This window comes from Tropicimonas sp. IMCC34043, assembly GCF_003390845.1.
Lineage (GTDB): Bacteria > Pseudomonadota > Alphaproteobacteria > Rhodobacterales > Rhodobacteraceae > Tropicimonas.
This window is the reverse complement of the sequence record NZ_QMEK01000001.1, coordinates 1,169,880-1,184,395: the sequence shown is the minus strand read 5'-3', so window position 1 is coordinate 1,184,395 and position 14,516 is coordinate 1,169,880. Positions and strand designations below refer to the sequence as shown.

Sequence of the window (14,516 nt, the reverse complement as noted above, 5' to 3'; positions counted from 1 at the left end):
CATGGAGATCCTGACCACAACCGCGGGCGAGACCGGTCTGCCACGCTACTTCTCGCATGTCTTCGACAGTGCATGTCGCTTCGGGTGCGGTCGGCTCGACTTCGTGCTGCCGGACGGCCGGGTGTTTCGCGCCCTGGGGCCGGCGGCAGGGCCCGAGGCACGGATCGACATCGTCAATCCCGACGTTCTGGCGCGCCTCGTGCGCGAGGGCGATCTGGGATTCTGCGAGGCCTATGTCGACGGCTGGTGGACCACCCCCGACCTGCAGGCATTCCTCGACTATATCCACTTGGCCGGGGACGAGATCTATGACGGGTTTCCCGGCATGGCGCTGGTCCGGCTCTATGAGAACCTGCGGTTTCGCCTGCGCGACAACAGCCGGACCCAGGCGCGGCGCAACATTGCCAGCCACTATGACCTTGGCAACGAGTTCTATGCGCTCTGGCTCGACCGTACGATGACCTATTCCTCGGCCCGGTTCGATCACGGCGCCGAAAGCCTCGAAGCCGCCCAGACCCGCAAATACGACAGTCTGCTCGACCGGATGGAGGTTGGTCCGGGGGACCATCTGCTCGAAATCGGCTGCGGCTGGGGCGGGTTCGCCGAACATGCCGCAAAGGCCCGCGGGCTGAAGGTGACGGGGCTGACGATCAGCCGGGCCCAGCACGATTTCGCGCAGGCCCGGATTGCGCGGGAGGGTCTGCAGGACCGGGTCGAGATCCGGATGCAGGATTATCGCGACGAGGCGGGCCATTATGACGGCATCGCCTCGATCGAGATGTTCGAGGCGGTGGGCGAGAAGTATTGGCCCATCTATTTCAAGACTTTGAGAGACTGCCTTAAACCGGAACGCAAGGCGAGCCTGCAGATCATCACGGTGCAGGACCGCCGCTTTGAGATCTATCGAAAAGGCGTCGATTTCATTCAGAAATACATTTTTCCGGGTGGCATGTTGCCCAGTCCGTCCGTGCTGCGCGCCGAGGTCGAAAAGGCGGGGCTTTCGGTCATTGGGTCGGTCGAATTCGGCGACAGTTACAGCCGCACGCTGCGGCACTGGCACCGGACCTTTTCGGAACGTTGGGACGAGGTGGCCAGGCTTGGCTTTGACGAGCGGTTCCGGCGGATGTGGGAGTTCTATCTCTGCGCCTGTGCGGCGGCATTCGCGTCGGGCAATTGCGACGTGACCCAGATTACCCTCGGCCACGAAACAGGGAGCGGCAGCGCCTGATCCTGCGCGACCTGCGATGATCGGACACTTGCGGCGGGCCTGTGCCGGGTGTTACCCGATCTGGCGAAAGCGGCCGGAACGGCCGCGGGTCCGGGCAAGCCCCGTGGGCGGATGACATCATGAAACCGACAGCAATATTTCTTTATGGCACGCTCTGCCATGCCCCGCTGCTGAAGCTGGTGCTGGGCGGCGAGGACCCGATGCTGCGGCCCGCCGTTCTGAAGGATCACCGCGTGGTCTGGGCCAAGGGAGAGCCGTTTCCACTGATCCTGCAGGAATCGGGGGCCGATGCCGAGGGCCTGCTGCTGGAGGCGGCGGAAGAGGCGGCGCTTCGGCGGTTGGACTATTACGAGCAGAGCCTCGACTGCCGTCTGGAACCGGTCGAGGTCCTGACCGACGCAGGCACTGTTGCGGCGCAGATGTTCGTGCATGTCGAGGCCGGGCTGACCCCCGGCGCCCCTTGGGTGCTGCAGGACTGGGTGGACCGTTGGGGACCGCTGACTTGCCTGACCGCCGAAGAGATCATGGCCGACATGGATGCCCGCCCCGCAGCCGATGTCGCCCGCCGGTTCGGGCCGCTTCGCGCCCGGGCGCAGGCGCGGTTGAACGCCCGCATGGCCGCACCGACCACCCTGCGCCGCAGCGCCACGCCCGAGGATGTGCGGCTGGATCAGCGCTCGCTGGTCTATTCGCGGTTCTTCTCGGTCGAGGAATACGATTTTTCCCATCGCAAGTTCTCGGGCGAATACGGCGAACAGGTGAACCGTTCGGCGTTCATTTCTGCCGATGCGGTGACGGTGCTGCCCTATGATCCCGTGCGCGACCGCGTGCTGCTGGTCGAACAGTTCCGCGCCGGGCCCTATGCTCGCGGCGATGCTCAGCCCTGGCTTCTGGAGCCGATCGCAGGCCGCATCGACGGCGGCGAGACACCGGAACAGACGGCACGGCGGGAAGCGGTCGAAGAGGCGGGGCTGGAGTTGACGGCGCTGACGCTGGTCGGGAAGTATTATCCGACCCCCGGCGCCAAAAGCGAGTTCCTGTTTGCCTATGTCGCCACGGCCGATCTGCCCGACGAGGCGGCGGGGCATCTGGGCGGGCTCGAGGTCGAAGGCGAGGATATTCGCAGCCACGTCATCTCGTTTGACGCTGCGATGGCGCTGATCGACAGTGGCGAGATCAACGTCGGCCCGCTGATCCTGCTGCTGCTGCAGCTGGCACGAATGCGTGACGCGCTGCGGTCGGCGAGTTGACACCGGCGACCCCTCGGCTAGCAAGGACAGCATCAACCGAGGGAGAGCAGCAATGGACATCAGGACCGATCTTGCAGCGGCCGTGGGCAACACGCCGCTGATCCGGCTTCGTGCGGCAAGCGAGGCGACGGGCTGCGACATCCTCGGCAAGGCCGAATTCCTCAATCCCGGTCAATCGGTCAAGGATCGCGCGGCGCTTTATATCATCCGCGACGCAATCGAGCGCGGCACGCTGCTGCCGGGCGGCACGATTGTCGAGGGCACGGCCGGCAACACCGGCATCGGGCTTGCGCTGGTCGGCGCCTCGATGGGGTTTCGGACCGTGATCGTGATCCCCGATACGCAAAGCCAGGAAAAGAAGGACATGCTGCGGCTGGCGGGGGCCGAACTGGTCGAAGTGCCAGCGCGACCCTATCGCCACCCCGATAACTATGTGCGCTATTCCGGCCGTCTGGCCGCGGCGCTGGCGGCCACCGAGCCGAAGGGCGCGATCTGGGCCAACCAGTTCGACAACGTTGCCAACCGCCAAGCCCATGTCGAGACGACGGGGCCCGAGATCTGGACCCAGACGGACGGCAAGGTTGACGGGTTCATCTGTGCCGTGGGCTCTGGCGGAACGCTTGCGGGCGTCGCCATGGCGCTGCAGCCGAAGGGGGTCAAGATCGGGCTGGCCGATCCCGATGGCGCGGCGCTGCACAGCTTTTACACCACGGGCGAGATGAAGGCCGAGGGCAGTTCGATCACCGAAGGGATCGGGCAGGGGCGGATCACCGCGAACCTCGAGGGGTTCACGCCCGACATGTCCTTCAACATCCCCGATGCCGAGGCGCTGCCCGTGGTGTTCGATCTGCTGCAGACCGAAGGGCTGTGCCTGGGCGGTTCCTCGGGGATCAATGTTGCCGGCGCGATCCGCATGGCGCGCGCGATGGGGCCGGGCCACACCGTCGTCACCGTGCTTTGCGACTATGGCACGCGCTATCAGTCAAAGCTCTTCAACCCTGCCTTCCTGCACGACAAGGGACTGCCCGTGCCGCACTGGCTGGAACCCGGAGCCGGTCGCGACCTGCCAGACGTCTTCGAAGGCGCATGACAATGGCGCGGATCGCGGTCTGGCTACGCATCCTGCTGATTGCCGTTGCGGTCACGACGTCGGGCTTTTGCCTGCCGGTCCACGCCGCCGACGAACTGACCACAGGCCAGGACGAGCCGGCCGACTTCGACGCCTGGGAAAAGACGGCCATCCGGGCCGAGCAATCCCTGAGCGATGCCAAGGCATCGGACGCCGCCTTCGAGCAACTTCGCGCCGATCTGGTTGTCTGGCGGGCGAAGTTGCAGAAAGCCGAGCAGCAGAATGCCTCGCGCATCGCGACGCTTGAGGGTCAGATCGCGGCGCTTGGCCCGCCGCCGACCGATGGCGAGACCGAAGACGAGGAACTGGCCGCGCGGCGCGCGGAACTGCAGAAACAGTATCAGGACCTGATCGCCCCGGTGCGCATCGCAAACGAGGCGCTGGCGCGGGCGAACGGGATGATCTCCGATCTCGACACGCTGCTGCGCGAACGCCAGAGAAGCCAGCTTTTGCAACGCGGGCCCTCGCCGCTGAACCCGATGAACCTGCGCAAGGGGATCGGAGACCTGGCCGGACTGGCGCGGGTCCTGGTGAACGAGACGACCTCGGCCATGAATCTGCGCAGCGAGAGGGTCCTGCTGCGGCAGAACCTGCCGGTAATCGGCGTGCTGGTGTTTCTTGCGGTCCTGTTCCTGTGGCGGGGCCGGTTGTGGTTCGAGCGCGCAGCGCAGTGGATGATCAACCGCGGCCGCGGCAGCGAACGCGGTATCGTCGGCGCGATGCTGATGTCGCTCGGTCAGGTCGTGGTGCCCTTCATCGGGGTGTTCCTGTTGACCGCAGCGCTGCTGGCAACCTCGATGTTCGGCGCACGCGGGGTGGAGCTGGTGCAGCTTATCCCGAGCATGGGCCTGTCGGTCTTTCTGGCGCGCTGGCTTGGCGGCCAGACTTTCCCCTACGATTCCAACTGGCCCAGCATGTTCGATCTGACCTTCAAGGAAAGGCGGCGTGGCCGGTTCTACTTCATGGCGCTGGGGATCCTGTTCGCGCTGTTCCTGGTAGTCCAGAACCTGAGCAAACTGTTCATTCTCGAACACGCCACGGAGGTGATCCTGCGCATTCCGCTGGTCCTGCTGTCGGCGATCTGTCTTTGGGGGTTGTCCGGGCTTCTGATCTCGCATGCCGACAAGAGTCTGGTTCCCTCCGGTGCAACAGAGGAGGGCGCTCGCCCGACGGGCAGGGACGAGACCGTGCCGGTCAGTGCCGAGCGCAGCTTCATCGACGGCGTTTATCATTTGATTGGCCGGGCGGGCAGGATCTTTGCCATCGCCGGCCCGGTCGTGGCGATGCTCGGCTATTCGCAGGCCGGGATCTATCTGACGCTGTCCCCCGCGCTGTCGCTGGCACTGCTGGCGCTGATCAACTTCCTTCAACGCCTGTCGACCCGGCTGTTCAACCTGTTCCTGCCATCGTCCCGGGACGGCGACAGCCTGTGGCCGGTGCTGTTCAACGTGCTGATCGTGTTGTCCGCGGTGCCGCTTCTGGCGGTGATCTGGGGCGTGCGCCAGGCGGATCTGGCCGAGATCTGGCTGAAACTTCAGGACGGGGTGGAACTCGGCGGCACAAAGGTATCGCTTTCGGCGGCCTTCTCGCTGCTTGTGATCTTCCTGATCGGCTATTCCGTAACCAAGCTGCTTCAGGGCGTGATGCGAACCTCGATCCTTCCGCGCACGCGGCTCGACCCCGGGGCGCAAAGCGCGGTCAACTCGGGCGTCGGCTATCTCGGGATCTCGATTGCGGGGCTGGTGGCGGTTTCGGTCGCGGGGCTGAACCTGTCGAGCCTCGCCTTCGTCGCGGGCGCCCTGTCGGTCGGTGTCGGCTTCGGGCTGCAGAACATCGTATCGAACTTCGTCTCGGGGCTGATCCTGCTGATGGAGCGGCCGGTCAGCGAAGGCGACTGGGTCGAGGTCGGCGGCGTCATGGGGACGGTGCGCAAGATCTCGGTTCGCGCAACCACCGTCGAGACCTTCGACCGGACCGACGTCATCGTCCCGAACTCGGATTTCATCACCTCCCAGGTCACCAACTGGACCCGCGGCAACCTCACCGGCCGGCTGATCCTGACCGTCGGCGTGGCCTATGGTTCGGACACCCGAAAGGTGGCCGAGATCCTGCAAGAGATCGCCGAGGCCCATCCGCTGGTCATCGTCAACCCGCCGCCCCTGATCGTCTTCCAGGGCTTCGGGGACAATTCGCTCGATTTCGAGATGCGGGTGATCCTGCGCGACATCAACTTCGGCCTCGGCACGCGGACCGAACTGAACCATCGCATCGCCGAGCGCTTTGCCGAAGCCGGGATCGAGATCCCGTTCCCGCAGCGCGACATCTGGGTGCGCAACGCCGAAGCACTGCGGCCGCGCCCCGGCGTCGCCGCCCCGGCCGGCATCACGGCAACCGCGCCGGTCGCGCCCGATTCCATGCCCGAGCTGCCCGCATCGGGCGATGCCGTGGCAAATCTTTCGCCGGAGGATGAAACATGACCGAACCGCTGTTCCGCAACGACGCCTATGCCGCCGAGGCCGAGGGCCGCGTCGAGGCCGTGACCGCCGAGGGCGGCATCGTTCTCGACGCCACGATCTTCTATCCGCGCGGCGGCGGCCAGCCGGGCGACGCCGGCTGGCTCGACTGGGACGGGGGCAGCCTTGCGATCGCCGAGGCGGTGAAAGGCGAGGGTGAGGCGATCGTTCTTCTGCCCGAGCCGGGCACTGCGCTGCCACCTGTGGGCACGACGCTGCGCCAGCGGCTCGACTGGGATCGCCGCCATCGCCACATGCGCGTGCACACCGGGCTGCATCTGTTGTCGGTGGTGATCCCGCTGCCGGTCAGCGGCGGCGCCATCGCGACCGACAAGGGGCGGCTCGATTTCGACATGCCCGAGGCGCCCGACGACAAGGAGGCGCTGGAACGCGCGTTGCAGGACCTGATCGACCGCGATCTGCCGGTGACCGAGGACTGGATCACCGATGCCGACCTTGCCGCCAATCCGGGCCTCGTCAAGACCATGTCGGTCGCGCCGCCCAAAGGGCAGGGCAGGGTGCGGCTGGTCCGGATCGGCGAGGGCGAGGCGCAGATCGACCTGCAGCCCTGCGGCGGCACCCACGTCGCCCGCACCGCCGAAATCGGCCGCATCCGGCTCGGCAAGATCGAGAAGAAGGGCGCCCGAAACCGGCGCGTGAACATGCTGCTGCTCGACTGAGCTCCGCCGCGACGTCACCGCCCCCGTCGCCCGCGTATCACGGGCGGCGTTGCACCACCGAACCGCGCGGTTAGCCCCTTGCATATCCTCCCGGATTGCGGCTAAACCCCGCCGCACCGGAGAGGTGGCCGAGTGGTCGATGGCGCACGCCTGGAAAGTGTGTAGGCGGGAGACCGTCTCCAGGGTTCGAATCCCTGTCTCTCCGCCACATTCCCTTGATTTCATTGAGAAATCCGGCAGGTAGCCAATCCTACTAACGTTCTACTATTCTTTTCAGCCAGTGATTTTCGGCTCTATCTACGCTAGGACGGCACGATGCACATGCTTTCTGCTCATAACCGCGACGAGTTTTTGGCGGTCCCACAACTCATCCGGTTCGACTATTCCGCAGGGCGCGATGGCCAGGAACCGACTGTACTCATCAAGGGTAGCACCCTACTTATTAAATACATCGTCCTCGGGGCACGAATGCAACTTGCGTTTGCACCTTGCGAAGGACGACTTCTGTATGCGCTGCGCGTGTTTGATGATGACAACGACGGCGGCATACTTTGGTCGGTCGCTGAGCGCCAAGAAGAACTGGATGCCATTCGCGGCTTGGCCCAAGCGCAACCGTTAGTCGCGTTCTTATTCAATGAGATTGCCGTCAACGTAGCGTGGAACGATTGTCCCCCACTAGAAACTTCGGCGAGGCTAACCAACCTTGTTGAAGGTGCATCGCTAGGCGTTGTCGATCACAGAGCGATCAAGGGCAAAGCAACGAAACTCTTGGACAAGCTGGGCAGCAGTGACGGCGCAAGCGTTGATTGGATGATACTCGAAATCGGTGGCAGAAGCGATTGGAAGCCCCTCCGCAACCACTTCATAACGGCTGCGGCCAGTTCAAGTCTTATAGACGTGTTCGATCAAGACGAAGGCAACCAGCAAGAGCAAATCGGCATCTGGCTCACAGATAGTCTTCACCCTTCGGGTGCCTATCATAGTCCGCAGCGCCCCTACAAAGAGAACGAGACGCGTGAACTCACCGACATTTTGTTGAGCTACGACTTCGGTGCTACACTGATTGAATCCAAGACGCTTTCCATACTTGCCCGCGAACCGCTCCCTTCGCGGGCAAAACTTCAACGGGATGTTTCATCGCATATTGATAAGGCGTTCAAACAGCTTCGAGGCGGAATCAGGAAGCTAAAGGAAGGCGTAGAAATAACTGACCGCGATGGGAAAGTTATTTCCATCAGCCGCGACAAACCTGCTCACGCAATCGTGCTGGTTCCGGACTTGTACCTCATTGAAGACCCACAGAAATACGGCCTTGAGTTCATCAAGAGTTTTGTGGCTGAAACCGGCAGTTTTGCGCACTTGCTAGACATTTCGGAATTACTACGGGTGGTTCAGGCGGCGGAGATGTTGGCAGCACGCGGGGAAACAACGACACCTATGATGGCATTCGACTACTATCTAATTGAGCGTGCCAAGAAGGCCGCAAACGCTGGAACACTTTGCATCGAAGTTTTGCTACGATTCGTTGAAGAATAGACAGGTAAGAGAAACCCCGGCTGCGACGGTGAGCGCAAACCGGGGTCAGTTGCCATTGGCACTTAGGGAAAGCTTTTCAGGGATGTTCGCACAAGGCCGCGACATCGGTCAGTTTCAACCGGGTCACGGCGGGCACCTCGCGCCTGTAAACCAAGCGCTTGAGAATCCGCGTACGCCTGCAACTGCACGATCCGGGTCTGCTCCGCAGGGAACAGCTGACCCCAAACGTCCTCGAACGTCTGCAGCGCGGAAATCACGTCGGCCTCGGCAACGGCGTGACCCTCGCGCGCCAAATGGGCAATGACCTGTGCCGTGATCGACGGGGCGCGCATCGGCCGCTCATTGCGGCGCACGCTGCGCCGTGGCCGGGGGAGATCGCTGTGTTCCGCAGCCCCTCAAGGCCGCCGCGCGGCCGGCGGCGTTCCGGCGCCTGATGAGGGCTTGCGGTCTGTAAGTTCTTGTCGACCGAATAGATGTCATATGAGATAATCTGGGCGCGACGGGTTCGCCCCATGGTCGCGAGTTGGACAAACGGGAAAGCGAAACCTCAACGGAAATATTAGCCGCAGGATAGACCCCGGGAGGACAGGATGGGTCCAGGATCACGCAGGAACTCGGTTGTATCATGCATCGCGGTGATGGTGTCACTCCAAGCCAGCGCAGCGTTATCACAGGATGTGCATTCGATGCCGCCTCTGGATCGCAAGATCCAGTACGCGCCCTACCCGGAGGAGACGTTCCCCAACAACGTCTATTTCGGCGACACGCACCTGCACACCTCCTATTCGACTGACGCCGGCATGATCGGCAACACGCTGGGACCGGAGGACGCCTATCGCTTCGCTCGTGGCGAGACGGTGATCTCCAGTACGGGTCTGGAGGCGCGCCTGCGGCGGCCTCTGGATTTCCTCGTGGTCGCCGACCATTCCGAGAACCTCGGTCTGGCGCCCGCAATTGCAGAGTCAAACCCCGCGCTGCTCGCCAACGAGTGGGGCAAGATGGAGCACGACCTCGTCAAGTCCGGGCTCGAAGGTTCTTTGGAGGCCTACGAAAACTGGATGGCCAAGAACGCGACGCAGGACGACCCTCTCGCCGAGATGACCGATCTGAAGGCCGAGATGTGGAACAAGATCACGGCTGCCGCCGAAAGGTACAATGACCCGGGTCTGTTCACGGCGATGATCGGCTACGAGTGGACCTCGATGCCCAATGGCAACAACCTGCATCGCAACGTCATCTTCCGCGACGGAAAGGACAAGGCTGACCAGATCGTCCCGTTCTCGCAGTACGACAGCTTCGACCCGGAGGACCTTTGGAACTGGATGCAGATGTACGAGGAGACCACGGGCGGCCAGGTCCTCGCCATCCCGCACAACGGGAACCTCTCCAACGGCCTCATGTTCGACGACGTGACGTTCTCGGGCGATCCGCTGACCGAGGAGTATGCGGCGCGTCGTCAGCAATGGGAGCCTGTCTACGAGATCACGCAGCAGAAGGGCGACGGTGAGGCTCACCCGAATCTGTCACCCGAAGACGAGTTCGCCGACTTCGAGACATGGGACCTCGCGAGTTTCGGCCCCGAGCCGAAGACGCCGGAGATGATCCCGCGCGAGTACGCGCGCGAGGCGTTCAAGCGCGGGCTGGCCTATGAGGCGGCGCTCGGCGCCAACCCGTTCAAGTTCGGCGTCGTCGGGTCGACCGACGCGCACACCTCGCTTTCGACCTCGGAGGAGGACAACTACTTCGGCAAGGTTGTGATCCTTGAACCGTCGGCTGACCCGATCCGGTTCAACGAGGTGATCGCCGGACGCCCGGCGCCTGAAGGCCACCAGATTTACGCACGGCAGAATGGCGCCTCGGGTCTGGCGGCGATCTGGGCGCGAGAGAACACACGCGAAGCTCTTTGGGATTCGCTGAAGCGGAGGGAGGTCTTTGCAACCACCGGCACTCGGATGCGGGTTCGGGTCTTTGGCGGCTTCGACTTCACCGAGGACGATGTCGACAGGTCGGACTTTGCGAGGCACGGCTATGATGTCGGGGTCCCGATGGGCGGTGACCTGAGCGCGGCGCCCGACGGCGGAGCCCCGACGATGCTGGTTCGGGCGCTCCGTGACCCCGACGGGGCCAACCTCGACCGGATTCAGGTCGTCAAGGGCTGGACGACCGCGGACGGCGACCCGCAGGAGCGTGTCTACGACATCGCCTGGTCGGGGGATCGCGAGATTGGCGCCGACGGCAAGCTGCCCGCGGTGGGCAACACGGTCGACGTCGAGAACGCCAGCTATGACAACTCCATCGGAGCACCCTTCCTGCAAGCCTTCTGGACAGACCCGGAGTTCGACCCGTCACAGCGCGCCTTCTACTACGTGCGTGTGCTGGAAATCCCGACACCGCGCTGGACCACCTATGATGCCAAGATCTTTGGTGTCGACCTCCCTGACGACGTGCCGGCGTTTATTCAGGAGCGCGCCTACACCTCGCCGATCTGGTACACGCCGGCGATGTAGGTCCCTTTCAGGAGGAGCGGTCGAGCGGCGCCCTGCCTTCTCGGGCTGCGTAGTGGCTAGGAACCAGGGATTTGATGCCCATAAAAACATTGCTCAGATCGCCGCTGGTCCACTTTTTCGTCCTCGGGGCCTGCATTTTTTTGGCTTACCGACTGATCGCGCCAGAACCCGCCGCGCCGCCCGCCGATGCGATTGCGATGCGCCCGGACGAGGCAGTGCGTTTGGTCGCCCAGTTCACGGCGACATGGAGCCGTCCTCCCAGCGAGAGAGAACTGGAAGATCTGATGCAACGATGGGCCCTGGAAGAGGCCCTGACCCGCGAGGCGCTGGCCCTGGGCCTGGACCGCGGCGATCCGGTCATCCGGCAGCGGCTGGTCTTGAAGATGCAGTATCTGGCCGAATCCGGCGCCTCGGCTGAACAGCCCGATGACGCCGAGTTGCAGGCCTATGTCGACGCGAACCCCGGCAAGTTCGAACAGCCGGCAGAGGTCGCATTCTCGCAGGTCCTGCTGTCGCCGACCGAAGACCCCGTCGCGATCAGGGTCGCGCTCGATGGCGGCACCGATCCGGCGCAACTGGGCGAGGCCGGCTTGCTGCCGCTGTCCCTGCCGCTGACCCCGCTTCCGGTCATTGGCCGGATGTTCGGAACGGACTTTGCTGCGGCGATCACGGATCTGCCTGAGGATATCTGGCAGGGGCCGGTCAGGAGTGGCTATGGCCAGCATATGGTGCGTGTGACCGGACGCACCGCCGCCATGCTCCCGCCGCTTCCGAAGATTCGCGATCGCGTCGAAGGCGAGTGGAGGTCCGACCAGGCGAGGCAGATGCGGGAGGCGTTCGGAAAGGAATTGCTCGGCCGCCATACGGTCACTTTGCCGACCGTGGACGAGGTTCTGGGGAAATGATCCGCCTCGTCCTGGCCTTGTTCCTCATCTTCAACGCGTGGTCGCCCACGGCCGCATCCGCGCACGCGCTCGATCCCGGCTACCTCAACCTCGAAGCTCTGGGTCAGGATCGCTGGCGCGTCACCTGGCGCGTGCCCGATCTAGGCAACGGTCCCATGTCGCTCGCGGCGCGGTTGCCGCAGGCGTGCACGCAGGACGCCCCGCCTCCGTTGGCCTTCGACGGGCGCGCCTGGACGACCGGTTGGATCGCCAACTGCCCGGGCGGCCTTGCCGGCGGGATCATTGCTGTCGACGGGCTGGAGGCCACCAGCACCGACACCCTGGTCCGCTACGAACTGGAGCCAGGCAAAACGCAGGTCCACCGTCTGACCCCGGCCGAGACGGCGTTCACCGTGCCCGCCAACGCGGGGACAATCGAGGTGCTCACCAGCTACGTCGCGCTCGGCGTGACGCATATCCTCGAAGGCGTGGATCACCTGCTGTTCGTCTTCGCGCTGATCCTGCTGATCCGCGACCGGCGTCGGCTGTTCTGGGCCGTCACGGCCTTCACCGTGGCCCACAGCATCACCCTGGCCGCTGCCTCGTTCGGCTGGGTCAACGTTCCGCCGCCGCCGGTCGAGGCGTCGATCGCGTTGTCGATCGTCTTTCTCGCCTACGAGCTGACGCTGCCGCCCGCGCGCCGCGATCCCCTGACCGAGCGCTTCCCCTGGCTTGTGTCCTTCGCCTTCGGCCTGATCCACGGCCTGGGCTTCGCCGGCGCGCTGCGCGAGATCGGCCTGCCGCAAGGAGACATTCCGCTGGCCCTGTTCGCGTTCAACCTCGGCGTGGAAATCGGCCAGATCCTGTTCATCGCGCTGGTCCTTCTCACGGCATGGGCCGCCCGACAAATTTACCCACAGATCGGACGGATCGCGCCGAAGCTGACGCGACCGGCAAGCTATGCAATCGGCAGCGTCGCCGCCTTCTGGGTGATCGAGCGCATCGCGGCCTTCTGAAGACCATCGAAATGCTGCGCGCTGTCCGCGACCCGGCCCACTCCGGCTGTTCGCCCATGCGGGTCCGCTTTCCAGTGCTGTATTGAGCCGCACTCAGTCGCCGGCGGGTGCACAAGATAGCAAATGAAACTCAACGGCTTGAAGTGGAGAGGGTTGGGCGTCAGGCCCATCCCCTCTAAAGACGCTATTTCGCCGCCTGCGCTGCCATTACCGGAACGATGTTGTGGTTCAGCCGGAACATGTTGCAGGGGTCGTACTTCGCCTTGGTCTTGCGTAGCCGTTCCATGTTGGCGCCGTAGGCAGTTCCAACGCGCCCCGCCTCGTCCTGCGGCATGAAGTTCACATACGCGCTGCCTTCTGAGAACGGAGTCGTCTGTGCAAAGAGATCGCGCGCCCAGGTCAGGCAATCTGCGTCCTTCGCAGCGTCGCTCCACCGGGTATGCACGTTCATGACGAAGTGCGCCTTGCGCTGCGGGAACGCTGTCGCTCCTTCGGCCACGCGCGCCATTGCGCCGCCAACACGGGCGATGAAGACTTCGCATTGCGGATCGGGAAGGGCGCCCAAGGCCTGCAACAGGATGTCGATGGCTTTGTCGGGCAGATCCAGGAAGTCGTGGCTCTTCCAGTAGTTGCGCGCACCCGGTGTCAGCAGCGGATCGAAGGCCTGCTGCCAGCCCGCATAGGGGTGCGGTCCGATGACGTCGGCAATCGGCGTGCCGAGATCACGCAGCTCTTTCAGCGCCTTCTCACCTTCCTTCATGTCCCCGGCATAGCAGACGGCAAAGATCAGAACTTCCTTGCCGTGCCAGACCTCAGGGATGAAAGGCAATGGCGGTGCCTGCCGCATGACCGTCCAGATGGTCAACTCGTCCGGAGCGCGGGCACAGATCTTACGGTAGCCTTGCAACAGGCCCCGCGCGTCGGCCAGGGGATGCACGATCAGACCCGACAGGACTTCGGGACCGATCGGATGCAGGGCAAACTCGAACGACGCGATGACGCCGAAATTGCCGCCGCCGCCGCGAATGGCCCAGAACAGATCGGAATTCTCGGTGGCACTCGCCACACGCACCTGCCCATCGGCGCAAACGACCTGAGCGGAGCGAAGGTTGTCGATGGTCAGGCCATGTTTGGCGGTAATCCATCCAAAGCCACCCCCGAGGGTCAGGCCTGCGATCCCGGTTGTCGAGTTGATACCCAGAGGGACGGCAAGGCCGTAAAGCTGGGTTTCCTGATCCACATCGGAAAGCAGACAGCCCGGCTCGACCGTGGCCGTCGCCTTGTCGGCATCGACGTGAATGGCCTTCATCTGCGACAGATCAAGAAGCAGCGCGCCGTCGGCCACCGCATGGCCCGCAATCTGGTGGCCGCCGCCTTTGACCGCAATCAAGAGGTCGTATTCGCGGGCGAAGTTCACGGAAAGCCGGATGTCGTTCACGTCTTTCGCGCGAACGATCAAGCCGGGGCGACGGTCGATCATCCCGTTCCAGAGCGCGCGGGCGTCGTCGTAGCCGGCATCCTCCTTGTCGATCAGCCTGCCACGGAGCGAGGCCTTGAGGTCGGTGAGTATCGCGGTCGTGATCTCGACGGTCCCACCGTTCAGTTTCTTAAGAATCTGCGTCATGGCGATCGCTCCCTAAGGGTCCTGGTTCGTCATGAGCCTGAACGGTTGCGCGATGCCGGACTAGTCCTGGAACTGGACCGGCCCTTTTTCTGCCGGATCGGGGCGCGGTGTGCTAGGCTTGGACAAGGCGAATGCTGGCTTTCTCCGGA

General features: G+C 63.8%; 11 protein-coding genes and 1 tRNA gene. 10 read left to right on the top strand and 2 right to left on the bottom strand.

The window, feature by feature from the left end; genetic code table 11:
• The first annotated feature begins 1 nt into the window (after position 1).
• The 7 genes from DQG17_RS05515 to DQG17_RS05485 all read left to right on the top strand — a co-directional run bounded on the left by DQG17_RS05515 (position 2) and on the right by DQG17_RS05485 (position 8,336).
• A complete protein-coding gene (locus DQG17_RS05515) occupies positions 2-1,228 on the top strand; it encodes a cyclopropane-fatty-acyl-phospholipid synthase family protein (protein ID WP_116131731.1) in 1,227 nt (408 codons plus the stop codon).
• 119 nt (positions 1,229-1,347) lie between these two features.
• Positions 1,348-2,478: an NUDIX domain-containing protein gene (locus DQG17_RS05510; RefSeq protein ID WP_116131730.1), complete on the top strand. Its 1,131-nt coding sequence runs from the start codon at positions 1,348-1,350 to the stop codon at positions 2,476-2,478.
• Between the two features lie 52 nt (positions 2,479-2,530).
• Entirely contained in the window at positions 2,531-3,568 is a 1,038-nt protein-coding gene (locus DQG17_RS05505) for a cysteine synthase A (RefSeq protein WP_116131729.1), read from the top strand.
• Positions 3,569-3,570: 2 nt separating this feature from the next.
• Positions 3,571-6,084 (top strand): DUF3772 domain-containing protein, encoded by a 2,514-nt coding sequence (locus DQG17_RS05500; protein ID WP_198666032.1) that lies wholly within the window; start codon positions 3,571-3,573, stop codon positions 6,082-6,084.
• Positions 6,081-6,800 (top strand): alanyl-tRNA editing protein, encoded by a 720-nt coding sequence (locus tag DQG17_RS05495; RefSeq protein ID WP_116131727.1) that lies wholly within the window; start codon positions 6,081-6,083, stop codon positions 6,798-6,800. The genes DQG17_RS05500 and DQG17_RS05495 overlap by 4 nt, the downstream gene beginning before the upstream one ends.
• A 118-nt stretch (positions 6,801-6,918) precedes the next feature.
• Positions 6,919-7,008: transfer RNA gene (locus DQG17_RS05490), tRNA-Ser, on the top strand.
• A 107-nt stretch (positions 7,009-7,115) separates the two neighbouring features.
• On the top strand, positions 7,116-8,336 hold the full coding sequence (locus DQG17_RS05485) for an SGNH/GDSL hydrolase family protein (protein WP_116131726.1): 1,221 nt from the start codon (positions 7,116-7,118) through the stop codon (positions 8,334-8,336).
• Between the two features lie 62 nt (positions 8,337-8,398).
• Here the strand turns inward: DQG17_RS05485 and DQG17_RS05480 are convergent, their stop codons facing one another.
• The gene (locus tag DQG17_RS05480; RefSeq protein WP_116131725.1) at positions 8,399-8,668 is read right to left on the bottom strand and encodes a hypothetical protein; all 270 of its coding nucleotides are present in this window, start codon (positions 8,666-8,668) and stop codon (positions 8,399-8,401) included.
• A 354-nt stretch (positions 8,669-9,022) separates the two neighbouring features.
• On the opposite strand from DQG17_RS05480, the gene DQG17_RS05475 reads away from it, so the two are divergent.
• The 3 genes from DQG17_RS05475 to DQG17_RS05465 all read left to right on the top strand — a co-directional run bounded on the left by DQG17_RS05475 (position 9,023) and on the right by DQG17_RS05465 (position 12,743).
• Positions 9,023-10,843 (top strand): DUF3604 domain-containing protein, encoded by a 1,821-nt coding sequence (locus tag DQG17_RS05475; protein ID WP_232829333.1) that lies wholly within the window; start codon positions 9,023-9,025, stop codon positions 10,841-10,843.
• Positions 10,844-11,040: 197 nt separating this feature from the next.
• A complete protein-coding gene (locus DQG17_RS05470; RefSeq protein ID WP_198666031.1) occupies positions 11,041-11,748 on the top strand; it encodes a peptidyl-prolyl cis-trans isomerase in 708 nt (235 codons plus the stop codon).
• On the top strand, positions 11,745-12,743 hold the full coding sequence (locus DQG17_RS05465; RefSeq protein ID WP_116131722.1) for a HupE/UreJ family protein: 999 nt from the start codon (positions 11,745-11,747) through the stop codon (positions 12,741-12,743). Before DQG17_RS05470 ends, DQG17_RS05465 begins: the two co-directional genes overlap by 4 nt.
• 184 nt (positions 12,744-12,927) lie before the next feature.
• Here DQG17_RS05465 and DQG17_RS05460 read toward each other — a convergent pair whose 3' ends face one another.
• Entirely contained in the window at positions 12,928-14,223 is a 1,296-nt protein-coding gene (locus tag DQG17_RS05460) for an FAD-binding oxidoreductase (RefSeq protein WP_232829332.1), read from the bottom strand.
• Positions 14,224-14,516 lie beyond the last annotated feature (293 nt).